This is a genomic window from Rhizobium sp. M10 (assembly GCF_002531955.1).
Lineage (GTDB): Bacteria > Pseudomonadota > Alphaproteobacteria > Rhizobiales > Rhizobiaceae > Rhizobium > Rhizobium etli_C.
Map to the genome: position 1 here is coordinate 155,756 of NZ_NWTA01000010.1, position 26,455 is coordinate 182,210.

Annotated in this window: 26 protein-coding genes, 2 tRNA genes and 1 pseudogene; 13 read left to right on the forward strand and 16 right to left on the reverse strand. The window is 59.4% G+C overall.

The features are described 5' to 3' along the window. Positions 1-171: 171 nt before the first annotated feature. Entirely contained in the window at positions 172-1,248 is a 1,077-nt protein-coding gene (locus CO671_RS18220; RefSeq protein WP_097607076.1) for a D-Ala-D-Ala carboxypeptidase family metallohydrolase, read from the reverse strand. Positions 1,249-1,413: 165 nt separating this feature from the next. After that, positions 1,414-1,854: a lactoylglutathione lyase gene (gene gloA / locus CO671_RS18225; protein ID WP_064683557.1), complete on the reverse strand. Its 441-nt coding sequence runs from the start codon at positions 1,852-1,854 to the stop codon at positions 1,414-1,416. 195 nt (positions 1,855-2,049) lie between these two features. Here gloA and CO671_RS18230 point away from each other — a divergent pair, with 195 nt between their 5' ends. Continuing rightward, positions 2,050-2,628: a cold-shock protein gene (locus CO671_RS18230; RefSeq protein WP_004675946.1), complete on the forward strand. Its 579-nt coding sequence runs from the start codon at positions 2,050-2,052 to the stop codon at positions 2,626-2,628. A 1-nt stretch (position 2,629) separates the two neighbouring features. After that, the gene (locus CO671_RS18235; protein WP_097607077.1) at positions 2,630-3,112 is read left to right on the forward strand and encodes a DUF192 domain-containing protein; all 483 of its coding nucleotides are present in this window, start codon (positions 2,630-2,632) and stop codon (positions 3,110-3,112) included. Positions 3,113-3,187: 75 nt separating this feature from the next. On the opposite strand, the gene CO671_RS18240 is transcribed toward CO671_RS18235, so the two are convergent. Then, positions 3,188-3,264: transfer RNA gene (locus tag CO671_RS18240), tRNA-Pro, on the reverse strand. Between the two features lie 660 nt (positions 3,265-3,924). On the opposite strand from CO671_RS18240, the gene CO671_RS18245 reads away from it, so the two are divergent. From CO671_RS18245 to CO671_RS34235, 3 genes and pseudogenes are all read left to right on the forward strand, one after another. Next, on the forward strand, positions 3,925-4,230 hold the full coding sequence (locus tag CO671_RS18245) for an ETC complex I subunit (protein WP_010004800.1): 306 nt from the start codon (positions 3,925-3,927) through the stop codon (positions 4,228-4,230). Positions 4,231-4,287: 57 nt separating this feature from the next. Then, positions 4,288-4,364, forward strand: a tRNA-Arg gene (locus tag CO671_RS18250). 1,062 nt (positions 4,365-5,426) lie between these two features. Further along, positions 5,427-5,620, forward strand: a pseudogene (locus CO671_RS34235) (ATP-binding protein); the annotation flags it as partial. A gap of 212 nt (positions 5,621-5,832) precedes the next feature. On the opposite strand, the gene CO671_RS18260 reads toward CO671_RS34235, so the two are convergent. The 5 genes from CO671_RS18260 to CO671_RS18285 form a co-directional block, all read right to left on the reverse strand. Further along, a complete protein-coding gene (locus CO671_RS18260; protein ID WP_097607078.1) occupies positions 5,833-7,674 on the reverse strand; it encodes a right-handed parallel beta-helix repeat-containing protein in 1,842 nt (613 codons plus the stop codon). A 771-nt stretch (positions 7,675-8,445) separates the two neighbouring features. After that, on the reverse strand, positions 8,446-8,901 hold the full coding sequence (locus CO671_RS18270; RefSeq protein WP_097607079.1) for an Imm50 family immunity protein: 456 nt from the start codon (positions 8,899-8,901) through the stop codon (positions 8,446-8,448). 167 nt (positions 8,902-9,068) lie between these two features. After that, positions 9,069-9,401: a hypothetical protein gene (locus CO671_RS18275; RefSeq protein ID WP_097607080.1), complete on the reverse strand. Its 333-nt coding sequence runs from the start codon at positions 9,399-9,401 to the stop codon at positions 9,069-9,071. 200 nt (positions 9,402-9,601) lie between these two features. Next, positions 9,602-9,913 carry a hypothetical protein gene (locus CO671_RS18280; protein ID WP_097607081.1) on the reverse strand — a complete coding sequence of 104 codons (312 nt, stop codon included), beginning with the start codon at positions 9,911-9,913 and terminating at the stop codon, positions 9,602-9,604. Between the two features lie 205 nt (positions 9,914-10,118). After that, the gene (locus CO671_RS18285; RefSeq protein ID WP_097607082.1) at positions 10,119-10,562 is read right to left on the reverse strand and encodes a DUF3597 domain-containing protein; all 444 of its coding nucleotides are present in this window, start codon (positions 10,560-10,562) and stop codon (positions 10,119-10,121) included. A gap of 460 nt (positions 10,563-11,022) precedes the next feature. Here CO671_RS18285 and CO671_RS18290 point away from each other — a divergent pair, with 460 nt between their 5' ends. Beyond that, positions 11,023-11,586, forward strand: a complete 564-nt coding sequence (locus CO671_RS18290) for a hypothetical protein (RefSeq protein WP_097607083.1) — start codon at positions 11,023-11,025, stop codon at positions 11,584-11,586. Between the two features lie 57 nt (positions 11,587-11,643). Here CO671_RS18290 and CO671_RS18295 read toward each other — a convergent pair whose 3' ends face one another. From CO671_RS18295 to CO671_RS18310, 4 genes are all read right to left on the reverse strand, one after another. Continuing rightward, positions 11,644-12,417 (reverse strand): amino acid ABC transporter ATP-binding protein, encoded by a 774-nt coding sequence (locus CO671_RS18295; RefSeq protein WP_097607084.1) that lies wholly within the window; start codon positions 12,415-12,417, stop codon positions 11,644-11,646. Positions 12,418-12,435: 18 nt separating this feature from the next. Next, positions 12,436-13,581 (reverse strand): amino acid ABC transporter permease, encoded by a 1,146-nt coding sequence (locus CO671_RS18300; RefSeq protein WP_097607085.1) that lies wholly within the window; start codon positions 13,579-13,581, stop codon positions 12,436-12,438. 1 nt (position 13,582) lies between these two features. After that, entirely contained in the window at positions 13,583-14,785 is a 1,203-nt protein-coding gene (locus CO671_RS18305) for an amino acid ABC transporter permease (RefSeq protein WP_097607086.1), read from the reverse strand. A gap of 100 nt (positions 14,786-14,885) precedes the next feature. Next, positions 14,886-15,911: an amino acid ABC transporter substrate-binding protein gene (locus CO671_RS18310; protein WP_097607087.1), complete on the reverse strand. Its 1,026-nt coding sequence runs from the start codon at positions 15,909-15,911 to the stop codon at positions 14,886-14,888. Between the two features lie 352 nt (positions 15,912-16,263). Here CO671_RS18310 and CO671_RS18315 point away from each other — a divergent pair, with 352 nt between their 5' ends. Beyond that, positions 16,264-17,454 carry a cystathionine beta-lyase gene (locus CO671_RS18315; RefSeq protein WP_010030120.1) on the forward strand — a complete coding sequence of 397 codons (1,191 nt, stop codon included), beginning with the start codon at positions 16,264-16,266 and terminating at the stop codon, positions 17,452-17,454. A 36-nt stretch (positions 17,455-17,490) separates the two neighbouring features. On the opposite strand, the gene CO671_RS18320 is transcribed toward CO671_RS18315, so the two are convergent. Next, entirely contained in the window at positions 17,491-18,639 is a 1,149-nt protein-coding gene (locus CO671_RS18320) for an FAD-dependent monooxygenase (RefSeq protein WP_010030119.1), read from the reverse strand. A gap of 28 nt (positions 18,640-18,667) precedes the next feature. Further along, positions 18,668-18,913: a zinc-finger domain-containing protein gene (locus tag CO671_RS18325; protein WP_008526950.1), complete on the reverse strand. Its 246-nt coding sequence runs from the start codon at positions 18,911-18,913 to the stop codon at positions 18,668-18,670. Between the two features lie 158 nt (positions 18,914-19,071). Between CO671_RS18325 and CO671_RS18330 the strand changes: the two genes are divergently transcribed. The 6 genes from CO671_RS18330 (at position 19,072) to clpA (ending at position 24,938) form a co-directional block, all read left to right on the forward strand. Continuing rightward, positions 19,072-19,857, forward strand: a complete 786-nt coding sequence (locus tag CO671_RS18330; RefSeq protein WP_097607088.1) for an alpha/beta fold hydrolase — start codon at positions 19,072-19,074, stop codon at positions 19,855-19,857. A gap of 128 nt (positions 19,858-19,985) precedes the next feature. After that, complete coding sequence (gene cysE, locus CO671_RS18335) at positions 19,986-20,819, forward strand: serine O-acetyltransferase (RefSeq protein WP_004675925.1); 834 nt, start codon at positions 19,986-19,988, stop codon at positions 20,817-20,819. A gap of 140 nt (positions 20,820-20,959) precedes the next feature. Beyond that, entirely contained in the window at positions 20,960-21,163 is a 204-nt protein-coding gene (locus CO671_RS18340) for a DUF3126 family protein (protein WP_038688627.1), read from the forward strand. Between the two features lie 272 nt (positions 21,164-21,435). After that, positions 21,436-21,807: a phasin family protein gene (locus tag CO671_RS18345; protein WP_097607089.1), complete on the forward strand. Its 372-nt coding sequence runs from the start codon at positions 21,436-21,438 to the stop codon at positions 21,805-21,807. 277 nt (positions 21,808-22,084) lie between these two features. Next, positions 22,085-22,438, forward strand: coding sequence for an ATP-dependent Clp protease adapter ClpS (clpS, locus tag CO671_RS18350; RefSeq protein ID WP_008526939.1), 354 nt, complete (start codon positions 22,085-22,087; stop codon positions 22,436-22,438). A gap of 10 nt (positions 22,439-22,448) precedes the next feature. Beyond that, positions 22,449-24,938, forward strand: coding sequence for an ATP-dependent Clp protease ATP-binding subunit ClpA (gene clpA / locus CO671_RS18355; RefSeq protein WP_097607090.1), 2,490 nt, complete (start codon positions 22,449-22,451; stop codon positions 24,936-24,938). 69 nt (positions 24,939-25,007) lie between these two features. Here clpA and CO671_RS18360 read toward each other — a convergent pair whose 3' ends face one another. After that, the gene (locus tag CO671_RS18360) at positions 25,008-25,679 is read right to left on the reverse strand and encodes a transporter substrate-binding domain-containing protein (protein ID WP_010032718.1); all 672 of its coding nucleotides are present in this window, start codon (positions 25,677-25,679) and stop codon (positions 25,008-25,010) included. Between the two features lie 11 nt (positions 25,680-25,690). Beyond that, a complete protein-coding gene (gene hpaI, locus CO671_RS18365) occupies positions 25,691-26,455 on the reverse strand; it encodes a 4-hydroxy-2-oxoheptanedioate aldolase (RefSeq protein ID WP_097607091.1) in 765 nt (254 codons plus the stop codon).

Here is a 26,455-nt window from a genome sequence, read left to right on the forward strand (position 1 = left end):
AGCACCTTCAAAAGCCGCAAGCGGCAAATTCGATTTTTTTCAAAAAAATGACAGATATTTTCGCGGTCGCAGCATTGGATATTACCGCTGCCGAATCAACAGCTTGTATGGCTTGCTGGAAGCGCGGCAAACCAGGCTGACGTAACGTGACGCCGTTCCATGCGGGCGATATCAGATCGCTCTGGCGGTCGTCATGGGCGCGCGTTTGCCGCCGCAGCCCCAATTCCAGTCGCGGCTCTTGCCGGTGTCGAGATGGACGGAATCCGTGTGGCAATAGGTGCCGACGCCGCCGCGATCCGGCAAGGAGCGTATATAGGCGGCGATATCCCATTTCGACACGCCGTCGATCTGGATGTCGGCGGCCTCGCAGCTCTTGTGCATCGATTCGTCAGCGCCGCCGACCAGGCGGTTATGCTCTTCGTCGCGATAGCCTGAGGTGACGATGACGGGCCGGCCGAAGTGGTTTTCGACCGTTTTGATCACTTTCAACAGGTCGGGCTTGAAGCAGCCGACCTCGACATGATCGTTCTGGACGTGCAGCCCGTTCGGCGCGACACGCGTCATGCCGGGCAGAGCGGCCTTGTGCAGGAGGCCGGAGAGGCTGCCGAGCAGGTTTTGCTTCGGCGCGCTGTAGAGCGCGTTCGTCGTCGATGCCGGAATGCCGCCTGTCGCCACCGAGGCGGTTTGCACGGGGAGAGGTTGCGTGCCGGAGTTCTCCGAGGATTGCTGCGGCAGCACCGGCGTCGCCGGCTGTGCGGGCACCGCAGGCTGGCTGTAGACGCTGCTTCTTGTCGGTGCCACGCCTTCCGTCGGCGCATAGGCTTGCGGCTGGATAATGGTGGACGTGCTGTTGTTTTGCGGCAGCGGCTGGTGATCCGAAAAGATGCTCATCGCCTGCGCGTTGATCCGTGTCGACTGCATGACCAGCCCGCCGATATTGGCAGGCGCTGCCATTGCCGGATCGGCCGGCGGAACCGTGGCATTCGAATCCGCTGCCACGCCCTGGGGCGCGGCCTGGGCGCCGGAGACGTTGACGAGCCGGGGGTCGGTATAGACCGAGCGTGGCGCAGATTTCGCGGGCGCTGTCGCGCCAAGCTGGGGCGCTGCGGCCGCCGTTGCCGGAACCACCGGAACCGCGGCGGCTGAGTCGAGCGCCTTCTTGTTCGACGCGCAGCCAGACAGCGCCAGCATCGACGTGGCGATCAGCAAAGCCCCCGTTACAGGCATCCGCATCTCATTGTTACGCAAGCGACCAGTCTCCAGTTGATGCGGAAAACGGCCGAAATCGCCATCTTCCGCGTCGAGTCAGCTGGAGATTGCCTGCAGGGCCGGGTCGCGGCAAGCGCCACGGCGCCGGCCGGATCCGAAATCGCAAAAGCCGCAAGCTTCGCAAAAGCCTTGCGGCGAAAACCCTTACCAGGCGCCGGTATTGCCCATGGAAGCCCAGGGTTCAGCGGCTGGAAGCGGGCTTCCCTTCTGCAGGATTTCGATCGAGATGCCGTCGGGCGAGCGCACGAAGGCCATGTTGCCGTCGCGCGGCGGCCGGTTGATAGTGATGCCGTTGTCCATCAGCTTCTGGCAGATTGCATAGATGTCGTCGACTTCATAGGCGAGATGGCCGAAGTTGCGTCCGCCGCTGTAATCCTCTGTATCCCAGTTGTAGGTAAGCTCGAGGCAGGGCGCTTTTTCGCTGCGCGCACGCTCGAGATCGTCGCGGGCAGCCAGGAAAACCAGGGTGAAACGGCCCTTCTCGTTTTCGTGGCGGCGAATCTCTTCTAGCCCGAACAGGGTGGTATAAAAGGCGAGCGAAGCGTCCAGGTCTCTGACTCGAACCATCGTATGAAGATAACGCATTCTATCTACTCCTTTATTGGGGCTGGCCCTTAACGGCAAGCCGTGGTCAGCTTCGGGCAAGTCAACATGATAAAATGTGCAGCTGGGAATAACCGAAAACTAGGACTTGCGCTTATCCGTTACCAAGATGTTAATCTTGATTTCAAGAATCAGTTAACCGTAACAGTGTGACGCGTATTCGAGGGGCTGGCGACTATGGCTGATAGGATTTCATCGAATGAATACACCGATCTCGACGAGCTGTCGTCAGAGACGGTCGATCTTGTTGAAATCACCGGGGTCGTCAAGTGGTTCGACGTCGCCAAGGGCTTCGGCTTCATCGTGCCGGACAATGGCATGCAGGATGTTCTCCTGCACGTGACCTGCCTGCGCCGCGACGGTTACCAGACGATCCTCGAGGGAACGCGCATAGTTGCCCTCATCCAGCGCCGCGAGCGCGGCTACCAGGCTTTCAAGATCCTTTCGATGGATCAATCGACCGCGGTTCATCCCTCGCAGCTGCCCCCGGTCCGCACCCATGTGCAGGTCACCGCCACCAGCGGGCTCGAGCGTGCGCTCGTCAAGTGGTTCAACCGCACCAAGGGCTTCGGCTTCCTGACGCGCGGCGAGGGCACGGAAGATATCTTCGTGCATATGGAAACGCTTCGCCGTTTCGGCCTCACCGAGCTGCGCCCCGGCCAGGTGGTTCTCGTCCGCTTCGGCGACGGCGAAAAGGGCCTGATGGCCGCAGAGATCCACCCCGATATTCCGAGCCCGGCCAGCCGGTCGCACTAAGATGCGGGGTCTCGTCCTTCATGCGATCAGAAGCGCCATCACGGCGCTTTTTTTCTTGGTCGCCCTGCCGGCCCTGGCTGAGGAGCCGATGCGGTTCGACAAGGAGCCGCTGCTCATCCAGACGGCCGCCGGCAAGACGCTGCATTTCACCGTCGAGGTCGCAGTGACCGCCGACCAGCGCGCCCATGGACTGATGTTTCGCAAGACGATGGCCGATGACGCCGGCATGATCTTCGATTTCGGCGAACCGCGGCGCGTCGCCATGTGGATGGAAAACACCATTCTGCCGCTCGACATGCTCTTTGCCGACAATTCCGGCACGATCCGCCACATCAAGGAAAACGCAACGCCCTATTCGCGCGACATCATCGATTCGATGAGCCCGGTGAAATACGTCGTTGAACTCAACGCCGGCATCGTCGGCAAATTGGGGATCAAGGTGGGCGACAGGATCATGAGCGCGACGACGACAAAGGCGAAGTGACGGCGCGCAAGCTCGTGCGCCCGCGGGCTGCTGCGTCGCGGCTATCAGGAAACTCGAGAATATCAGGATATTGAATGGTCGGAGTGGAGAGATTCGAACTCCCGACCCTCTGGTCCCAAACCAGATGCGCTACCAGACTGCGCTACACTCCGTGCCGTGATTGGCAGGGGGAATACACGGTTCACTTCGCCCTCGCAACCCATAAATCCGGCTCTGCGCGGAGATTTCTCACCGGGCCTGTGGATGCAATACGGAAAATCTCGAAAGGCCGTCAATTTGCCTGCAAGGCGCAACTGGACGTCGGCACGGTTCCGCCTTAGCCGCGGCCGAGCAGGCCGATATATTGGGCGTAGCTGATGGCGACATAGAAGAACGCGGTAATGCCGGCTCCTATCACAATGGCGTTGAACTCTGCCGAACGTCTCATCATGCGCGCAAATCCATGAAATTAATTGAGCTGTAAATAATGCCGGGGGCCGGCCGGGGCAATCGGGTTGTGATCACAACATGAGACGATCGGTAATATTGCGCAACTCGGCCGGAATTCCTGCGCTTTGAGCGGCGGCTGAACACCTGGCGGAATATTCGTGGCTGCGGCGTTCGCCGAAATCCCCGTTTCCGTATGATCGCCTCATCACCGAGGCGGGAGGGCAGGGCGTCGCGCACTGCCTTTTTTCTTGAAAAATCGGGGATTCGCGGATAAGCAAAATTCATCTCTTCGCGTTATCCCTGGCGACGAAGCGAGGCCCGGCGACGGGATTGAGACCATGAAAGGCGGGCGCAGTCCCCGCATATTCGGAGATGCCGCAGTCATGCCTGCCAAGATCTATCGTCCTGCTAAGACCGCCATGCAGTCCGGCAAGGCCAAGACCCATCTCTGGGTGCTTGAATTCGATCAGGAGTCACCCCGCAAGATCGATCCGATCATGGGCTACACCTCCTCGGGCGATATGCGCCAGCAGGTAAAACTCACCTTCGAAACGCAGGCACTTGCCGAGGCCTATGCCCAGCGCAACGGCATCGAATATCGCGTCATCGCCCCGAAGGACCCGGCGCGCCAGGTCGTGGCCTATCCGGATAATTTCCGCTATACCCGCACGCAGCCCTGGACGCATTGACATTTCTCGTCCACATATGCCGCATCCGGTCGCGCTTCGTAAACGCGGCCAGCAGACGGCCCCTTAGCTCAGCTGGATAGAGCACCTGCCTTCTAAGCAGGTTGTCGCAGGTTCGATTCCTGCAGGGGTCGCCATCATTTCAAAGAGTTAGCCGTCCTCTTCGGCCACTACTACGAACATCTGATGGTTTTTCGCAGAAGGGCTTCTAGCACTGATTTTGTCAGCGATGTATTGCCGGACCTTTTGTCCAACGGTGCTTCACTCGCATTCATGGGCATTTAGCACAAAGCTCGAATGCCCGTCTTTGAATGTATAATCATACAAGGCTGACGTAAATTCACCGGCCTTGAATTTGGGCTTCCAAAAGTTGCACGCCTCTTTGCCCAGCCCAGCCTTCATCACTTCCCCGCTAGCGGTGGGGACTGTGTCGCTCAGACGATAGAAGTACCTGATCGCCTTCCCATCCATCTCAACGCGCTCCAACGTCGTGATTGCGTCCAGCTTCCTCGGAAGAACCCTTATTGGCGTAATCGCTTGCCACCCTTGGAGCAACGAAATTTTCGGTGAGCGGTCTGGAGAGAACTATCCCTATGATCACAAGGATAGTTCGGGCCTTCTCAAAACGCGCTGATAATAACCCGCCAACTAGGGCGCCAGCGGCCCCGCACGCTGCGCCCACAAATCCATACACGGCCCAACTTGGCCACTCGCCCATAAATGCAAACATTTTCCCCCTCAGTCCGAAGCGCAGCCCTTCAATAGGTCGTCCCGGGTCCAGATTTTGGCATCAACATGCAGCTGCTCCCTCGTGGAAAAGCCCGTTCTGGACTGCGCCCGAAGGACTGATGTCCGGCCGCCACGGCAACATGGACGATCATCGACGACTGCCGATGTTCCCGACGGGCCTCGCTTGACCTGATACGGTTTCGCTTGGCTGTGGCGCTCCCCCGAAAGCCGCTACCCGTATCACATGGACCCCACAGTGTTGTCCAGGCCGATGAGAGCGGGTTCGGCACGGCAACGGGGTGCGCGGGTAAAGATATCACTGTGGTTGCAAATTGCGAGTGAGATTGTAGACCGCACGCCCCGATCAAAAGCGATTGAGTTAACGCGCCTTTGGGTATGCCTTTCGCCAGTCGCCTTACCCCGACGAAAACCCGCTCTGCAGAAATCTTCAATCTAACGCGGGAAGGCACGAGACCGCTGCGGAATTATTGCTCGAGCTGATATCGCAACACCACGAACGCATTGCCACCTTGATCACCAGCAGCCTTCCGTTCGACGAATGCACGGCCCCGTATGGCGCCCGACCGGCGCTCTGCTCGATCGCGTCACCCGCCACGTCAACATCCGCGAGATGTACGACGACCGCTATCGCCTCGCGCAAAGCGGCACCGGAAAGGCCGGCCGACACCCGTCAAAAAAATTACAGCGCGCGGATGGGATCGCCGCTCGGGCTATGCCCTCCCAGCTTGCTCATCCACGCGCTGAAGTAAACCGAAGTTTGCGCGCCGTGTGGCGGATTTTACTCCGCCGTCGACATATTTCCGGATTGTTGGCACGATTGTTGCGGCGGTCGGACGACCGCCGCAACGGGTATCGTTACAGGAGAAAATCGCCTGCACCCAGCTGGACATGGCCCTTCAGCTGAATTTCGAAGTCATGAACACCGTCGCCGTTCAAATCGGCCTGGATAACGGTAGCGTCGTCCTGGTAGTGCCAAGCGAGCGCGCCAGCCTTCTTGTCGAACAAGGCATTCTCCTGCGCCTGGAAATGGAAGGTTGCATCGCCCTGCGCAGAGCCGTTCGCATCGATCGCCGAGACGTCGATCTTATCGGTGCCGTGCTGGAAGTCGGTGATGATGTCGCGGGCCCAGCCGGACCCGGTCTCCGTCGCTGTCTTGAACGCAAACGTATCCGAGCTGGTGCCACCGCTCATGAAGTCCCTTCCGGCACCACCAATGAGGACGTCCGAGCCGGCGCCGCCCTTCAGCACGTCATTGCCGCTGAGACCCTTGAAGGTCTCGTTGCCGCCGTTGGACTGACCGGTGTGTGGCAGGTAGTCGTTGCCATCGGTGCCGGTGTATACCTTCGTCGATGTGGTCGGCGTTGTCGGTTGGGTCGGCGCGGTCGGCGCGGTTGGCGCTGTCGGCGTGGTTGGCGCTGTCGGTTCCGTCGGCGTGGTTGGCGCTGTCGGTTCCGTCGGCGTGGTTGGCGCTGCCGGCTGCGTCGGCGTGGTCGGCGTTCCCGATACCGGGGCGGAGCCCGATTCGTAGGCGCCCATATCGATAGTTCCAACGACGCGAGCGTCGCCGTCCAGATCGGCCGAGTCGACGCCGTACTTGATGGTTCCGCTGTCGATCGCCGCCGAGCCCGAGGCGAGGTGGAAGTCGCCGTTCGCTGCATTCACGAAATGCGGGTCGATGCCGAGCTTGTTGCCGTTCGCCGCGCTCGGCGTCGCGTTGCCGCCGTCGGTCCTGACCGAGGCCTGGCCGGCCGTGCCGTTGAAGGTGATGTTGTTGGCCCAGACGGTGTTCTGGTTGGTGTAGCCGCCGTAGGACGTGTTATCGATCGCAGTGTTGTTCGAGTTGACCGATGGGTCCGCTACGGCGATGTTGTTGACCCAGGTGTTGTTGCTCGACTGCGCGTTGCTGAGTTCGCCGCGCCAGGTGCCGTCGTTCAGCGGGTCCTGATTGTTGTGGTATGCGGTGTTGTTCTGCACCGTGACGGAGTCGCTCCAGGCAACCTGAATGCCTTTGCCGCCGTTCTCGTAGACGAGGTTGTTCTCGACCAGGGTCTTGAACGTGTAGTTCGGATGACCGCTCGTCTGCGTGCTCTGGAAATCGTCGATGATGATACCGTTACCATCGGTGTGCGCACCCGTCTTCGTGACGTTGTCGTGCGAGATGTTGTCACGCACGATCGTCCGGTAGCCCTCCGTCGAGGTATCGCCGGTGATGTTCCGGTTCTGGTAGATCGAGATGCCCGAGTACCAGCCCGACGACGCATTGTTGTAGGTCTCGTTCCCTTCGATCCTGATGAAGTCAGAATAGTTGAACTGAACGCCCGACTCCCCACTGTCGTGCACCTTGTTGTTGAGAATTGAGACGTGGTGGACGTTGTTCCCTTCGATGCCGTCACCGTTGCCGCCCTTGATGTCGAAGCCATCGATTGTCACGTAGTTGGCGTTGACACTGATCCCGGTGTACGAGCCTGCGGGCGGCCGGATCAGTGCTGCGCCGGGCACTTCCGAGCGGAGCGTGATGTCGCCTGCTGCCGAGCCGTCCTTATCGAAGTTGATGCTCTCGTTGTAGGTCCCCGGCTTCACCACGACCTCGTCGCCTGGCTTAAGGTCCGCCCTCATCGCCTCACTGATCGTGCGAAAGGGAGAAGAGGCACTGCCGTTTCCGCCGCTGCTGGTCGTCGATACGTAGTATGTTGTCATAGTCCTGTTCCTCAACTCTGACGTTGCGTTTGTCAGTTAATATTTTTTAGCTAATCAGCCGTTACGGCGGGGGTTATAGGACGTCATCTTGGGAAAGTGCAACAGCATCTCGGCGGTAAGTACTTGAGAAGTATGGCCATATTGCTGCCATAATGTCTCGATCACTCCGGAGTTACATTTTGAAATATTTGCGGAATTTCGAGTCTCTCAAATTGTGGCAGTATTTCTATCTCGCACGCCGCGAATTATTCTTTCTGCAACTATAGCGACATGCACGGATTGAAAACATTACAAAAACTTGATGGGCGTGTGCGGATTTCCTCAGGCCAAAGGCGGAATCTGCATTTTTTGTGAATTTAACGATTTTGGGGCAAATTCGCCCTCAAAAGTGATACTTATCGACATGGTAAGGAGGGCATGATCGTAGAATCGCCCGCACCTCGAACTTCAAAATGTGCCCCGATCAAGGGAATTGGCGATACGGTAATGGTCTCGTTTATTGAGCCCGATGCGACGAGCGAGGTACTCGGAAAGCTGCCGCAGGCATGCCGCAAGGAACACCAACCACTCACTCGAGTGGGCTGAACCACGGCCCAGTTATCCGCAGAGCAGGCGATCTCTTTGGAGCGACCGTCAACATTGCAGCGCGAACCGCAGCACGCGCATCACTCGGTCAATTGCTAGCCGCGCAAACCCGTTGCCGACTGATGTCACAGGAGAAGTGCCAGGACAGACTAGAAGTTGGGACAAAGTCGAGAAGCAAAGATTTGCTCAAGGGACCGTTGCGGCAGTTGGTCTGTCGTCAGCAGGCCGACCCGGACGGGACGTCACGGTGACTTTCTTCGCGCGGATGAAACCATCCAGCCCGTAACAGGGGCGGAGCTCGATTTCGATGTCTTCCGGTCCTTTTGGAAGGGCATAGTAGCCAGCTCGACCGCGATCTGTTGCGTAGCGGAGGACGAGACCATTGATCACGTTCTGGTGGCTGAAGCCGTCCAACTGCAGGTCCATAATATCTTCGAAGGCGAAAGTGACGACTGCATGCTTGTCAAGGATGCAGTATCCATCTTGATCAACAGCATCGGTGCCGATCCAGCCGTGAATCGTCAACTCGCTGACCGCAGTGCGATTGAGCGAGAGGCTCAGAATTTCCGCGTCATGAAAGGTCGGCTTCTGGCCGAACCAGGCCAGCAGTTCCGGACCCCCTGCAATCTTCTCGTAGGCCATCTCTCACCTCACACGTCAGATTGGTGATGCCACACGATAGCAATCTCAGACGGTGTGACAATCGGCCCTCAGTGCATCGTGTCCGTCGCTTCTGGGCGGCGGCTTCGCTTCGGACGCGTTGTCGACGGCTTGCGAGCTTGAGGCCGCAAGCCGCCGCGCGATCTTGTTTAGCGACCTTGGAAAATTTTGATTATTTTGGGAGTAGGCCGTTGGCGTTTGATGTCAACGACGTCGTCATAGGTGGCGCGACCGGAAACGACCGCTGCGATAAAACGATCGCAACCAACGCGCACAGCGTCTTTGTCCGATGTGTTTGTCAAAATGCCGAGGTTGCGACTGGACTTTCCATCGAAGCCCCTCACGCAATCTTTGGTTGCTTCGTTTCTTGCTCTTGAGCTGCCCTGCAGCAATGTGACGTATGCATCATAGTCCTGGCGCGTCGGCACGCAGGCAGTCAGAAGTCCCATGGCAATTAATACTGTTATGGTACGAGCGCGCATTATTATTCTATTCCCTTATTACCCCAATGATCGGCGTCCGATGTTTATTTCGATTCGCGTGACACCGGAAAGACCCTGCGCGAAATCACTAGGATTTCGCTGGAGGTAGAAGCGATTTGCCAATTGCGCCGCAGCTGCGGCCGGAATTTCGGAAGGGTTATTATGATCGCATTCCCAGCTGTCGCGAGCTTAAGCTCTTCTCAGCGATCCAGGAAATGATCGAAGTAAACCTTGGGAATGGGGTAGGCGTAGACGCCGCGGTCGACGAAGCCGCGTCTGTAAAGGCAGTTTCTGAGCGCCGCATTGTAATGCAGGCTCTGTGGATTCGGCGAGCCGCGTTGCCATGAACCTGCTTCCGGAACGCACCAGCGGAGTGCCTTGTCGTATCGGGTCAGGAGGACCGGGTCGGTGTCGACCCGAACGCCGCTATAGGATTGATAGTTTGAAGGAGATTCTGCGGCCGAAATACAGCCCAGGCCAAGTGCAACGCCAACGACTGCCATCAATCTCATTGGATTTAATTCTCCCTTGATCGATCATCGAAGTAATCGAACGGGAGGTTATTTGTTTCAACGCCTGCGGGCAAGAGGGGCGCACTGTTAGAGCATGAAGCCGAAAAGTGTGAGCGATTTTCGGACGACATCATGCTCTAACTCTTTAATTTAGAACAGGATACTGCCGCCGCAGCGCGGCGGCAGTATCCCTCCTCTCGGTGGATCAATCCAGGAGATCGGCCGGTACCTTGCCGCCATTTTCCGAAAGCCGCTTCATCAGCGCCTTGTGCAGCCACATATTCATTTTTGCGGAATCGTTGGTGTCGCCGGTATAGCCGAGTTCGGCGGCGAGTTCCTTGCGTTCGGTCAGGCTCGCATCCATCCCGACGGCTTTCATCAGGTCGACGATCGAGTGACGCCAATCGAGTTTCTGGCCGCTCTTTTTGACAGCGGCGTCGAGGATAGGGACGATATCGACCGCGGCGGCTGTGGCTGGGGCGCTGGGCGGTTTGCTCTGAGCGGGGGAGGCCGTAGGCGCCGGACTGGGCGCTGCCGACGGCGAAACGGGAGCCTGGGCGGGCGGTGTCTTTGGCGCGCCGGCTGCGGCCGGTTCGGCTGCTTTTGCTTCTCCGAAGATTGCATGTTTGATCTTGTCGAAAATGCCCATCCTTGAATCTCCAGTTTCATTAAATGAGAACATGCTGAAACATGGAATGCCGGACGGACTTATCCAGACAAGAGAGAAGCTATTTTCGCAGGTCCAATCGTCGGCAGAAAAACAAATTCCTCGGATAGCTGTGCCCGATTTTTTTGAAGAGGTTCTGCGACAGGATGAAGATATGGAGTGCAACCGGAAGCTATAGTTTCGATCGCCGCTGCAAATGTCTCAGGATATGCTCCGTTTTGGCGCAATCGGTCAGGAAATTCGTATTTCGATAACCGTAAAGATCATTGCCGGCGATTAAATCGGCCAGCTGTGCGACGTGCTGAAACATTCCGCATCCCACCACGTTGCCTTGCCACGGATCGCCTGCAGTCAGCAGGCGTCCAAATGATCGAAGGTACGCGCGTCCCTCGATTTTCAACTGCCGGAGAGATCGCCGGCGAATGAAAACGGAGGAAGAAACATGACCCATAATCATCACGGACTATCGCTTGCGGTGCTTGCGTCGACTTGCGCCCTCCTTGCCATGCCGGCAGGCAAGGGGCATGCGGTCGATGTCGGCGTGTCGGTGACTACAGGCAATGCCGTCAGCGCCGATGCCGGCGCGTCGCTCGGCGGAGGGAGCGGCATCGCTGCAGACGCCGATGCCTCCGTCGGCGGCTCAGACGGCATCAATGCCGATGTGAGTGCTGATGCCGGTGGCGGCAGTGGTCTCGACGCAGACGCCAATGCCCGGCTCGGCGGTTCCGATGGAATTGACGCCAATGCCACGGCTTCGATCGGACGCAGCAGCCGGGTCGATGCCAATCTCGCTCTCGGCGGGGCGGAGGAGCAAGGCGGCGAAAGGTCCGCGGCTTACGGCACTCTCAACACCTCCGAGGCGCGTATCGTGGAACTCTTCCGCAGCAGGCCCGTCGAAGAACAGCGCAAGATGCTCGTTCGTTGCGTCGATCTCTCCGCGTCAGGCGGTGGCGATTCCGGCCTTGCCGGTCTCTGCAGTCTGTTGCAGGCGACGGCCTCCCGCTGAACATGAAAGACCCGCCGAACCCAAAGGGTGCGGCGGGTCCTAAACTTAGCGTTCCGGTCAGTGCAGGATCTGGCTCAGGAACAGCTTGGTGCGTTCGTGCTGCGGATTGTCGAAGAATTCGGCCGGCGAATTCTGTTCGACGATCTGGCCCTGATCCATGAAGATGACGCGGTTGGCGACCTGGCGGGCAAAGCCCATTTCATGCGTGACGCAAAGCATGGTCATGCCTTCCTCGGCAAGCCCCACCATGGTGTCGAGCACTTCCTTGATCATCTCAGGATCGAGCGCCGAAGTCGGTTCGTCGAACAGCATGATCTTCGGGCTCATGCAGAGCGACCGGGCGATCGCCACGCGCTGCTGCTGACCACCGGAAAGCTGACCTGGATATTTGTTGGCCTGTTCGGGGATCTTGACGCGCTTCAGGAAGTGCATGGCAATCTCTTCCGCCTGCTTCTTCGGCATCTTGCGCACCCAGATCGGCGCCAGCGTGCAGTTTTCGAGGATCGTCAGGTGCGGGAAGAGGTTGAAGTGCTGGAACACCATGCCGACTTCGCGCCTGACTTCATCGATCTTCTTCAGATCGTTGGTGAGCTCGGTGCCGTCGACGATGATCTGGCCCTTCTGATGCTCTTCCAGGCGGTTGATGCAGCGGATCATCGTCGATTTACCCGAGCCGGATGGGCCGGCGATGACGATGCGCTCGCCGCGCATGACCTTCAGGTTGATGTCGCGCAACACGTGGAAATCGCCGTACCACTTGTTCATGTTGATGATTTCGATCGCCACTTCCGTTGCGGAAACGGTGAGCTTTTTAGCTGGAACTTCAGCCATGATTGTTTTCCCTCATTCTTATCGTTTGTGGCCGGTGTCGAGGTGACGTTCGACGAATGCTGAATAGCGCGACATGCCGAAGCAGAAAAGCCAGAAGGCGAAGCCGGCAAATATCAGTCCCGTCAGCGGCGTTACTGCGGTCGCCCAGTTCGGATCGACGAAGTTGAGGCGAACGATGCCGAGAAGGTCGAACATGCTGATAATCGAAACCAGCGAGGTGTCCTTGAACATGCCGATGAAGGTGTTGACGATGCCAGGGATCACCAGCTTGATTGCTTGCGGCATGATGACCAACCGCATCTTCTGCCAGTAGCCAAGCCCCAGCGAATCCGCTCCTTCGAACTGCCCCTTGGGAATGGCCTGGAGGCCGCCGCGTATGACTTCCGCCATATAGGCGGAGGCAAAGATCGATACGCCGATGATCGCGCGCAAGAGCTTGTCCACCGTCCAGCCGGCAGGCAGGAAAAGCGGCAGCATGACGCTCGCCATAAAGAGGACCGTAATCAGCGGCACGCCGCGGACGACCTCGATGAAGACGATGCAGACCGTGCGGATGACCGGCATTTGCGAGCGCCTTCCGAGCGCCAGGATGATGCCGAGCGGGAAGGAGACGGCGATGCCCACGAAGGAGAGCACCAGCGTCACCAGCAGCCCGCCCCAGAGCGGTGTCTCGACGATTTCCAGCCCGAATCCGCCGTAAAGCAGAAAGAAGGAAACGATCGGCAGCACGCCGAAGAGCAGGAGGGCGTTGATGCCCTTGCGTGGCGCCGAGGGGATGAGCATCGGCACCAGCAGAAGTACGAAAAGAATGCCGACCAGCGTCGGGCGCCAGCGCTCGTCGAGCGGATAACGGCCAAAAATGAATTGGTCGAATTTGGCGTTGACGAAGGCCCAGCACGCACCGTTCCAGCCATCCGGCTGGATGCCGCCCTGTACGGCGGTGGCGCAGAAGGTGCGGTCCGGGCCGGTCCAAACCGCCTGCACGAAGAGCCAGTCGATCGCGTGCAGGAGGGCCCAGCCGACGACGACCAGCGCCAGGATGGTAAGGACCATGTCCTTGGGTGTCGCAAGCAGGTTGCGACGAATCCAAGCGACCATGCCTTTTTCTCCTGGGGGAGGCGGCTCGGGCGCCAGTATGGCGGTTCTGACGAAACTGTTGCTCATCTTACCTCTCCACCAGCGCCATCTTGGCATTGAACCAGTTCATGAACAGCGAAGTCACGATACTGAGGCCGAGGTAAACGACCATCCAGATCAGGATCACCTCGACGGTCTGACCGGTCTGGTTCAGCGTCGTGCTGCCGACGGCGACGAGATCGGCAAAGCCGATGGCGATCGCGAGCGACGAGTTCTTGGTGAGGTTGAGATACTGGCTGCTCAGCGGCGGAATGATGATGCGGAAAGCCTGCGGAATAACCACAAGCCGGGTGATCGACGAAGGGTACAGACCGAGCGCGGCTGCCGCTTCCGTTTGCCCTTTTGCCACGCCGCGGATACCCGAGCGCACGATCTCGGCGATGAAGGCCGCGGTGTAGAAGGAAAGCGCCAGGAAAAGCGACATGAATTCGGGGCCGACCACGGAGCCGCCGCTCAGATTGAATTTGCCCGCAATCGGATAATCGAAGGAGAGCGGCGCTCCGGCAACCAGGAAGGCGAGCAGCGGCAGGCCGATAAGCAGGCCGAGCGAAGCCCAGATCGTGTGGAACGGCTGACCCGTCGCAGCCTGCCGGCGATGCGCCCAGCGCGCGGTTATGACAACGGCGACGATCGCGATCAGGAAGGCGACGCCGACGATCCAGAAACCTTCTCCAAAGATCGGTTTCGGGAACGAGAGACCGCGATTGTTGAGGAAGGAGCCGAACGGCAGCTGCAGCGATTCGCGCGCATTGGGCAAAATCGCCAGAACGCCCGAATACCAGAAGAAGATCACCAGCAGCGGCGGGATATTGCGGAAGACTTCGACATATACCGTGCAGAGCTTGGCGATCAGCCAGTTCCGCGACAGGCGGCCGATGCCGATGATGAAGCCGATGATGGTCGCGGTGATGATGCCGGTCACTGCGATCAGGATCGTGTTCAGAAGGCCGACGAGCAGCGCGCGTCCGTAGGTCGAATCGCTGGAATAGGCGATCAGCGATTGACCGACCTCGAAGCCGGCGCGGCTGTTCAGAAAGCCGAAACCTGAAGCGATGTTGGCACGCGCCAGATTGACTGCCGTGTTGTGAGCAATCCACCAGATGAGGGTGACCAGCAACACGATGGTAAGAACTTGGAAAAAAATGCCCCGAATCTTCGGGTCGTAGAGGGCGGACTGGAAGCTCCAGCCGCTCCTAGGCAATGGTGCCGAATCCGCAACATGATGCGTCATGCCTGGCCAATTCCCCATGTTATGCGCTCCTTTTCGGAGCTTTTTTATAGGAGGAGGAAAGGCGGTTGCCCGCCTTTCCCGCTTTCATGCGTCGTGCCGATCAGCGAACCGGCGGAGCGTACTGGATGCCGCCCTTGTTCCACAGAGCATTGAGGCCGCGCGCAATCTTCAGCTGGCTGCCCTGGCCGACATTGCGCTCGAAGACTTCGCCGTAATTGCCGACGTTCTTGATGATGTTGTAGGCCCATTCATTGGTCAGGCCGAGATCGGTGCCGATCTTGGTGTCCGCCTCGACGCCGAGGAAGCGCTTGATATCAGGGTTCGGCGAGTTCTTCATGTCGTCGACATTGGCCTGGGTGATGCCGAACTCTTCAGCATTGATCAGCGCATAGCCAACCCAGCTGACGATATCGAACCACTGGTCGTCGCCCTGGCGAACGGCCGGGCCGAGCGGCTCCTTGGAAATGATTTCCGGCAGGATCGCATGCTCGTCGGGGTTCTTCAGCGTCAGGCGCAGCGAATAGAGACCGGACTGGTCGGTCGTGTAGACGTCGCAGCGGCCGGCGTCATAGGCCGCATTGACCTCATCCAGCTTTTCGAAAACAACAGGATTGTACTGGAGGTTGTTTGCCTTGAAGTAGTCGGCGAGGTTGAGCTCGGTGGTGGTGCCCGACTGTACGCAGACGGATGCGCCGGAAAGCTCGAGCGCCGACTTCACGTTCAGGCTCTTGCGGACCATGAAGCCCTGGCCGTCATAATAGTTGACGAAACGGAAGTTCAGGCCGAGAGCGGTGTCGCGGTTGATCGACCAGGTCGTGTTACGGGCCAGAACATCGACTTCGCCGGACTGAAGCGCCGGGAAACGGTTGGCGGCGCTGAGCGGGGTGAACTTCACCTTCGTGGGGTCGCCGAAGACGGCTGAAGCGACGGCCTTGCAGAAATCGACGTCGAAGCCGGCCCAATTGCCGGAAGCGTCGGGTGCAGCAAAGCCGGCCAGGCCGGTATTGACGCCGCATTGTACGAAACCCTTCGCCTTGACGTCACCGAGAGTGGTGGCCGAGGCTGCCGATGCGCCAAGTGCCAAAACCGCTGCGCCGATGGCGGCGGACAGGAGCTTATTCTTCATTTTCCCAACCTTTTTCCGTTGTCTTATCTTTATCTTGTGGGGAGTGCGCCTGAACGTTGCGTCGGCCTCCCCAAGCGTCTCGACACCCTCCCGGCGCGAGTGGGTCTATCACAGTCGCAAATGTCACTATGGTCAAGTGTCGCCATCAATAATTGCGGCAAAATTCAGAAATTTGGTCAATTGCGCCGCATTCATGGGCGGCTGGTCAGGAAATGGGCGTCCGATTGCGGAAAAATAACGCGAAAATCATACTTTTCGATGCGATCCGCCGCAAGGTCCCAGGGGTTGACCGGAGGCGGCGGGGCGTCCAAAAGTCTCGTTTTCGCGTCCCTTGCCAAAGGCTATTCCCGACATGAAAGACAAAGTCAGCTTGCTGCAGAATGCCGGCATCAACACCCGCCTGAGCCATATCGGCAACGATCCCTTCGACTATCACGGTTTCGTCAATCCGCCGGTCGTGCATGCCTCGACAGTGCTGTTTCCGAATGCCCGGACGATGGAGACGCGTTCGCAGAAATACACCTACGGGACCCGCGGCACGCCGACGACGGATGCGCTCTGCGAGGCGATCGACGCGCTCGAAGGTTCGGCCGGCACCATCCTCGTTCCCTCGGGGCTTGCGGCCGTCACCATTCCGTTCCTGGGTTTCGTCGCCGCCGGCGACCATGCTCTTGTCGTCGATTCGGTTTACGGTCCGACCCGCCATTTCTGCGACACGATGCTGAAGCGGCTCGGCGTCGAGGTGGAATATTACGACCCATCGATCGGCGCCGGCATAGAGGCGCTGTTCCGGCCGAACACGAAGATCGTGCACACCGAGGCTCCGGGCTCCAACACCTTCGAGATGCAGGATATTCCGGCGATCTCGGCGGTCGCCCACCGCCACGGCGCCGTCGTCATGATGGACAATACCTGGGCGACGCCGCTTTATTTCCGGCCGCTCGATCATGGCGTCGACATCTCCATCCACGCGGCGACGAAATATCCGTCCGGCCATTCCGACATTCTGCTCGGGACGGTGTCGGCCAATGCCGAGCATTGGGAGCGTCTGAAGGAGGCGAACGGGGTGCTCGGCATCTGCGGCGCACCCGATGATGCCTACCAGATCCTGCGCGGATTGCGCACCATGGGGCTGCGCCTCGAGCGTCATTATGAAAGCGCGCTTGCTATCGCCGAATGGCTGGAGGGCAGGGAGGATGTCGCGCGGGTGCTGCATCCGGCGCTGCCGAGCTTCCCCTCTCATCATCTCTGGAAGCGCGATTTCAAGGGGGCGAGCGGCATCTTTTCCTTCGTGCTTGCCGCCGATGGTCCCGAGCAGTCCAGGGCAAAGGCGCATGCCTTCCTCGATGCGCTGCGGATCTTCGGCCTCGGCTATTCCTGGGGCGGCTTCGAAAGCCTCGCTTTGCACGCCTATCTCAACGACCGCAGGGTCGCCAAGGCGCCGACCGACGGCGCGGTCATCCGCCTGCAGATCGGCATCGAAGATGCGGCCGACCTCAAGGCCGATATCGAGCGCGGGTTTGCGGCGGCAAGCGCCGTCTGAGGGCAGGCGTGGAGCGCCGCCGTCGCTTGCGGCACTCTATGGGCGCATAGCGCGATAGCCGTAGATCCAGTCGAGATCCGCCGCCAGGCTTTGCGGCGGCTTCAGCCCGAGCACGAGGTCGCGGCCGATCCGGATCGGCCCTCTCGCATGATAGGCAAACCGGTTGAAGGCGCCGCGCTGGCGAAGCTTGGCGATGCGCGGCGCGCGATGCCTTTCGAAATGCGCCAGCGCTTCGGCGACGGGACGATCCGAAAGAAACGCGGCAAGTTCGTAGGCATCTTCGATTGCCATCGCCGCTCCCTGGGCGGCAAAGGGCATCATCGCGTGAGCGGCGTCGCCGATCAGAACCGCCCTGCCGTCCTGCCACGCGCCTGATGTGGTTTCGAACAGCGGCCAGAAGGTCAGCTTCCGCTGCCTTTCGAGCAGCGAGACGATGGCCGCGTTCCAGCCGGCAAGACGCGATCGCAGCTGTGCGCGCTGCTCTGCCGTCGGCTCGCTTTGCCAGGCCTGCGGCGCAATGTTGCCGGCGGTGATTGCCACCATGTTGAAGCTGCCGGTCTCCTTCAGCGGATAGCTGACCAGATGCGCCGACCCGCCGAGGAAAGCGGAAACGCTTGTCCGCTCGAGGAAGCCGGGGGCTTCATCCTCGGCGATGGTGAAGCGGTAGGCGATATTGCCGGAAAAACGTGGCGAGGGGCTGCCCGCAATGGATTGCCGCAGCTTCGACCAGACGCCGTCGGCGCCGATGACGACATCGACCGGCCGTTCGGAAGGCGGCGGACCCGCTTCCATGCGCATGCCGAGACGAAGCCGGCAGAGCGGATCGGCTTCGACGGCGGCGAGCAGGGCTTTCTGCAACGTGGTGCGGTGCAGGACGCCATAAGGCGCGCCCCAGCGCTGCCGCGCGAATTTGCCTGCCGGCACTGCCGCAAGCTGGCGCAGAGAACTGCCCGAAATCAGTCGGATGCTCTCCGGTTCGAGCCAGATCTTGGAAAGCCCGTCGAGGATGCCGAGGTCGGCAAGAATGCGCGAGGCATTCGGCGAAAGCTGCAATCCGGCGCCGACTTCGGTGAGTTCGTCCGCCTGCTCGAAAATCTCCGAGCTGATGCCCCGGCGCGAAAGCGACAGCGCAGCGGTCAGCCCCGCAATTCCGGCGCCGATGATGGCGGCATGTTCGACCGGCATTGCCTGTCCGATCCGGATTCTGGTCGGGTTACGCCGCCTTCACATGGAAAACGCAGCCGGCCGGATTGGTCTGGCTGGGCTTGAGGGAAGAATTGAAGCGGTAGAGCGTCGAGCAGTAGGAGCAGACCTTCTCGTTATCGTCGCCCATGTCGATGAAGATGTGCGGGTGATCGAAGGGAGCCGAAGCGCCCGTGCACATGAATTCCTTGACGCCGACTTCGATGACGCGATGACCGCCGTCGTTCTGGAAGTGAGGAATGTTGTGGCCGGCCATGTCGCTCTCCGAATGCTTTGAAATTTGCGCGAACCTTATAAGCCTTCGCCGCAAATGTGTAGAGCCAAAGCGCCGCGGCAAGCACAGTTTTCAGCCACGGTTTTTGGCTTCACGCTGGCAGGCGGCTCGATTATGGTCGCGCCAAAAAGGAAGACCCGATGAACCTGAACACGCCAGTTTTTTCAAGCTTCACCCATGACGGATTGCGGCTCGTCTTTTTCGACGAAGGCGATCCCTCCGGTGTACCCGTCCTGTTGATTCACGGCTTTGCCTCGACGGCAAACGTCAACTGGGTGCATCCGGCCTGGCTGAAGACGCTCGGCGATGCCGGCTACCGGGTGATCGCCATCGACAATCGCGGCCATGGCGCGAGCGACAAGCCGCATGATGCCGAAGCCTATCGTCCATGGGTAATGGCCGCCGATGCGATCGCCTTGCTCGACCATCTCGGCATCGCCGAAGCCAACCTCATGGGGTATTCGATGGGCGCGCGCATTTCCGTCTTTGCCGCACTCGCCAATCCGCATCGCGTCCGCTCGCTGGTGCTCGGCGGCCTCGGCATCGGCATGACCGACGGCGTCGGCGACTGGGATCCGATTGCCGATGCGCTGCTGGCCCCGTCGCTGGACGTCGTGACGCATGGCCGCGGCCGCATGTTCCGCGCCTTCGCCGAACAGACGAAGAGCGATCGCACTGCGCTCGCCGCCTGCATTCGCGGCTCGCGCGATCTCGTCGCCCGCTCGGATATGGCCAAACTCGACATGCCGGCGCTGATCGGCGTCGGCACCAGGGACGATATCGCCGGCTCGCCGCAGCAGCTGGCGGCACTGATGCCCGAGGCCGAGGCGCTCGATATTCCCGGCCGCGATCATATGCTCGCCGTCGGCGATAAGGTTTTCAAGCAGGCGGTGCTGGCCTTCTATGCAAGGGTCGGCGAGGGCTGACATCATCGTGATGCCGAAAAGCCGTTCTAAAAAACCATGGTGACGGCACCCATTTATGTTATGGGCGTTTTCCACTATATACTGGCATTGCGAAAACGGCATTCCTGTTGGTAACGAGGAGAGCGGCGATGGTCGCCAAGACAGACATTCGTGCTTTTGAAACAGGCCATCCATTGAAGGTGATGGATCCCATCTGGGACAGCCTGCGCGAGGAAGCCCGCACTGCCGCCGAAACGGATCCGGTTCTCGCCGCCTTTCTCTATTCGACGGTGATCAACCACCGTTCGCTCGAAGAATGCGTCATTCACCGCATCTGCGAACGCCTCGATCACCCCGACATGCAGGCGATCCTCCTGCGCCAGACCTTCGAGGAAATGCTCGCCGATTGGCCGGAATGGAGCTCGATCCTGCGCGTCGATATCCAGGCGGTCTATGACCGCGATCCCGCTTGCCTGCGCTTCATGGAGGCGGTGCTCTATTTCAAGGGTTTCCATGCGCTGCAGACGCATCGTCTGGCCCATTGGCTGCTGAACCGCGGCAGGCGTGACTTCGCCCTCTATCTGCAAAGCCGCTCCTCCAGCGTCTTCCAGACCGATATCAATCCGGCCGCCCGTATCGGCAAGGGCATCTTCCTCGATCATGCCACCGGCCTCGTGATCGGCGAAACGGCTGTTGTCGGCGACAATGTCTCGATCCTGCATGGTGTCACGCTCGGCGGCACCGGCAAGGAGGGTGCCGACCGCCATCCGAAGATCGGCAGCGGCGTCATGATCGGCGCCGGCGCGAAGATCCTCGGCAACATCGAAATCGGCTTCTGCTCGCGCGTCGCCGCCGGTTCCGTCGTGCTCAAGGCGGTGCCGCCGAAGAAGACGGTCGCCGGCGTGCCGGCCAAGGTCGTCGGCGAGGCCGGTTGTTCCGAACCGTCGCGCAACATGGACCAGGTGATCGGCGCCGATATCTGAGCGCCTGTTGGAAAAAGGATAGGAAAAGCCGGCAGGAACCGAGCGGGGGACAGCCACTGCCCAAGCGGCAGCCCGCCTTTACACCGCTGCTTTTCCTGTGCAAGAAGCGGCCAATCAAGACCGCTTACGGAGATGACAGAGTGAAGCCTGAAGAAATCAAGAAGCTCGACGCCTATTTCAAGCGCATGTTCAACCCGCAGATGATCGTCAAGGCGCGTCCGCGCAAGAATGATTCTGCGGAAGTCTATCTCGGCGAAGAATTTCTGGGCGTCGTCTATATCGATGACGAGGACGGCGACCGCTCCTACAACTTTTCGATGGCGATCCTCGACGTCGATCTTTGATCGCGCTCGAAAGTTTCAAGAGGACCGGGCGGCGCGATCCGCCCGGTTTTTTTGTTTTTTTGCTTCTCAAGCAAATTTTTTTTAAAATCTCCGGTTGTGGCCATCTGATATATATTAGCAAAATCAGTTAAAGACGTACGTGCCCCGGCCCGCGGCCTTTGTTTTATTGTTGTCATGCAACCTCTGGGTTGTTTTGCGCTGCACAAGACTACTTGACTATTTGTGCATCGCAGCTACCCTGTCGCCATCCCACAGCCCAACGGAGGACGGTCATGTTCAACTTTGACGATGCAAACAAGAAGAGCAAGGAAGCCGTCGATACGGCGCTGAAAACCTATTCCGATACGGCGAGGGGCTTTCAGGCAATCGCCGCCGAAGCTGCTGAATATTCGAAGAAGTCCTTTCAGGATGCGGTGACGCATTTCGAAACGCTGGCCGGCGCCAAGAGCTTCGAGGCCGTGTTCGAACTGCAGACCAGCTACGTCAAGTCCAGCTATGAGAACTTCGTTTCCGAAGCCACCAAGCTCGGCGAAATGTACGCCGATCTCGCCAAGTCCGCCTACAAGCCTTACGAGGCTCCGATCGCCGCTGCCGTCGCCAAGACGGGCAGGCAGGCGCCGCCGGCAACGCCTGCCGCTGCATGAGTTGATTGCCACGGCGCAACCTGCGCGACATATTGAAATACCGGGGCCGGCTACGCATCTGTAGCCGGTCTTTTTTTGTTTCCACTTTCGCCACAGCGTCCGCTTGGATCGGCCCGGGGACTTTTTTAGTCTTTCCCGTGCATGCCGGCATTTCTTGATTGCAGTGTCTGACAGGGGGCTTAAAATCGGCCTATTATGAACTAAGTTAGTGTTTCAGATATTCGGCGGGAAAAGCACCCTCCCATGCTCCGCCGGATTGATCGAGGAATGAATGACAATGATCGCAAAGCCGATCCGGATGCAGAACGACAGCGAAAGGAACGGGGACAACGGAAATCGCGGAACCTCGGTCATCACACGCACGAAGCCGAAGACCAAGAAGCCCAACCTCTATCGCGTGCTGCTTCTGAATGACGACTACACGCCTATGGAATTCGTCATTCACATTCTGGAGCGTTTTTTTCAGAAGGATCGTGAAAGTGCCACCCGCATCATGCTCCATGTCCACAATCACGGCGTCGGCGAATGCGGAATATTCACATACGAGGTAGCGGAAACGAAGGTCAGCCAGGTGATGGACTTCGCCCGGCAGCACCAGCATCCGCTGCAATGCGTCATGGAAAAGAAGTGAGGATCTGAACGTGCCAACATTTTCGCCTAGTTTAGAGAAGGCGCTCCATCAGGCACTGACCTTTGCCAACGAGCGGCATCACGAATATGCGACGCTCGAGCATCTGCTGCTCGCCCTGATCGACGATGCCGATGCGGCCGCGGTCATGGGTGCCTGCAACGTCGATCTCGACGCGCTGCGCAAGACGCTCGTCGAATATGTCGATAACGAACTTTCCAATCTGATCACCGGATATGACGAGGATTCGAAGCCGACCTCCGGCTTCCAGCGCGTCATCCAGCGCGCTGTCATCCATGTGCAGTCTTCCGGGCGCGAAGAGGTGACCGGCGCCAACGTGCTTGTCGCGATTTTCGCCGAGCGCGAAAGCCATGCCGCCTATTTCCTGCAGGAGCAGGAGATGACCCGCTACGATGCCGTCAACTACATCTCGCATGGCATTGGCAAGCGGCCGGGCGCCTCTGAGGCCCGCCCTCCGCGCGGCGCCGAAGAGGAAGCCGAGAGCAAGCCGACGGCACGCGGCGGCGAGGAAGAGGGCGGCCCCAAGAAGCAGCAGGATGCGCTCAAGGCCTATTGCGTCAATCTCAACGAGAAGGCCAAAGGCGGCAAGATCGATCCGCTGATCGGCCGTCACGCCGAGGTGAGCCGTACCATCCAGATCCTGTGCCGCCGTTCGAAGAACAATCCGCTCTATGTCGGTGATCCCGGCGTCGGCAAGACGGCGATCGCCGAAGGCCTTGCCAAGCGGATCGTCGAAGGCAAGGTTCCCGAGGCGCTCGCCGATGCGACGATCTTCTCGCTCGACATGGGCACGCTGCTCGCCGGCACGCGCTACCGCGGCGATTTCGAGGAGCGCCTGAAGCAGGTCGTCAAGGAGCTGGAAGAATATCCGGGTGCGGTGCTGTTCATCGACGAGATCCATACGGTGATCGGCGCCGGCGCCACCTCGGGCGGGGCGATGGATGCGTCGAATCTTTTGAAGCCGGCGCTGTCATCCGGCGCGATCCGCTGCATCGGTTCGACCACCTACAAGGAATATCGTCAGTTCTTCGAGAAGGACCGGGCGCTGGTACGTCGTTTCCAGAAGATCGACGTCAGCGAGCCGTCGATCAACGATGCAATCGAGATCATGAAGGGCCTGAAGCCCTATTTCGAAGAGTATCATCACCTGCGTTATTCGAACGACGCGATCAAATCGGCCGTCGAACTCTCGGCCCGCTACATCTCCGACCGTAAGCTGCCGGACAAGGCGATCGACGTGATCGACGAAACCGGTGCGGCCCAGATGCTGCTGCCGCCGTCGAAGCGCCGCAAGCTGATCACCGAAAAGGAGATCGAGGCAACGATCGCCACGATGGCGCGCATTCCGCCGAAGACCGTCTCCAAGGACGATGAAGCGGTGCTCGCCAATCTCGAGCAGGAACTGCGCTCGGTCGTCTACGGCCAGGATATCGCCATCGAAGCCCTTTCGACCTCGATTAAGCTGGCGCGTGCCGGCCTGCGCGAGCCGAACAAGCCGATCGGCTCCTATGTTTTCTCCGGTCCGACCGGCGTCGGCAAGACCGAGGTCGCAAAGCAGCTGGCGTCATCGCTCGGCGTCGAGCTTCTGCGCTTCGACATGTCGGAATATATGGAGCGGCATACGGTCTCGCGTCTGCTCGGTGCACCTCCCGGCTATGTCGGTTTCGATCAAGGCGGTCTTCTCACAGATGGCGTCGACCAGCATCCGCATTGCGTGGTCCTGCTCGACGAAATCGAAAAGGCGCATCCCGACATCTACAACATCCTGCTGCAGGTCATGGACCATGGCACGCTGACCGACCATAACGGCAAGAAGATCGACTTCCGCAACGTCATCCTGATCATGACGACGAATGCGGGCGCGTCCGAAATGGCCAAGGCCGCGATCGGCTTCGGCTCGTCCAAGCGCACCGGCGAGGACGAGGAGGCGCTGACCCGTCTGTTCACGCCGGAGTTCCGCAACCGTCTCGACGCGATCATTCCCTTCGCCGCGCTGCCGACGGCTGTCATTCACAAGGTCGTGCAGAAGTTCATCATGCAGCTGGAGGCTCAGCTTTCCGAACGGAACGTGACATTCGACCTGCATGAGGACGCGATCGCCTGGCTGGCGGAAAAGGGTTACGACGAGAAGATGGGCGCCCGCCCGCTTGCCCGCGTGATCCAGGACACCATCAAGAAGCCGCTTGCCAACGAAATCCTCTTCGGCAAGCTGAAGAAGGGCGGCGTCGTCAACGTCACCGTCGGTCCGAAGGAAGACGGTAAGCCCGGCATCGTGCTGGAAGCCATACCGGATACGGCGCCGATCAAGCCGAAGCCTGAAGCCGAGGTCGTGCATCCCGAGGCCGACGGCGAGGGCGATGGCGAGCTGAAGACGAAGGCGGCCCCCAAGACCCGTGCCAAGACGGTCCCGCAGGCCGAGCCTGAAGTTCGCGACGCCCCGAAGAAGGGAAGCACGGTTCCGAAGGTTCCGCGCAAGAAGTGAGATCTTGCCACTGAATTGGAAAAGGCCGCGTCATCCGCGGCCTTTTTGATTTTCCGCTTTGTTTGTTAGCTAAGGGCGCAATGTAAAATCGCGCACGAAATCTGCAAAAAAGGCTGAGGCATGAACGGATCTTTTATGCACGGCGATCGTCTGGGGGATTTCGGAGAATGTTCCTTCCACGAGCCGGAAGCCTGAAATTCTTTCCGAAGTTTGGATGAGATATTCGGTCAGTCCAGCAGCCGCAGCGCACTGCGATTCGACAAGCAGATTGATGGCCGTTGCAGGGCTATCGGTGTGGGAGACTGAAGCTCTTTGAAGGATTCGTTCGAGCTGCTTCGTATAGGCTGCACTCCTTGCAGAGGCGATCTGGACTCCTTCGACGTCAATATCTTGGACACGCCGGAAGGACGAACTGTCAGGCACGAGATAGGTCGCTTTGACGGAGATGTATGGAGGTGAGAAGGAGAAGCGGTCGGCTCTTGATGGATCCGAGGCAATGAAAGCGATGTCCCATTCGTCGCCGTCGGCATTGGCAAGTATGTCGGCAGCCGAGCCGTACTGGATTAGAGAGAGGCCGCAATCCAATTGTTCGGCAATCTTGTGGGCTATCTGGGCGCTTGGACCGACCAGGGCGCCCGCCTCATCGTCCCATCGGACCAACGCCGCATTTGACATATTGATGGCGGCCCTGATAGCGCCGGTCGGCGCTATCTCAGCCAAAATCTGCTTCCGCGTCGACATCTTCGAACTCCCTAAGATGCGAACCTGGCCGCGAGCGCTTCGGATCCTCTTGCGAGTAGGGCGACATCTACACCGACTGCGGTAAACAGCGTCCCCAGCGAAATGCAGCGGGCTGCAAACTTCTCGTCGGGGGTGAGTATGCCCGTCGGCTTTCCAAGCGCCTTCAAGCGGCTTATCGCGTCCTCGACCGCCACAACCACTTCAGGGTGGCCCGGTTGACCAGGATGGCCAAAGCTCGCCGCGAGATCAGCCGGGCCGATGAAGATGCCGTCCACTCCTTCGACAGCAGCGATGGACTCGAGATGATCGAGCGCTTCCCGGGTCTCAATTTGAACAAGCAAGCATATCTCCTGCTCCGCGATCTGTGCGTAGTTCGAAACGCGCCCGAAGCGTGTGGCACGCGTCAAGGCGGAGACACCGCGAATCCCGCGCGGCGGATACCGTATGGCTGCTACGGCGGCCATCGCCTCCTCTTCATTCTGCACATACGGAACGAGCAGCGTCTGCACGCCGATGTCCAGGAACCGCTTGATCAGCACAGGGTCGTTGAAGGCAGGGCGTACGACGGGAGAAACGCTGTAGGGCGCGACCGCCTGCAATTGGGGCAGGACGGTGAGGACGTCGCTGGGAGAGTGCTCGGTGTCGAACAGCAACCAGTCGAAGCCCGCCGGCGCCACGATTTCCGCTGCGTAGCTTCCCGGAAGGCCGCACCATAGACCGATCTGGCTTTGCCCAGCCATAAGCTTCCGTTTAAAGTGATTGACGGGGAGTTCCAT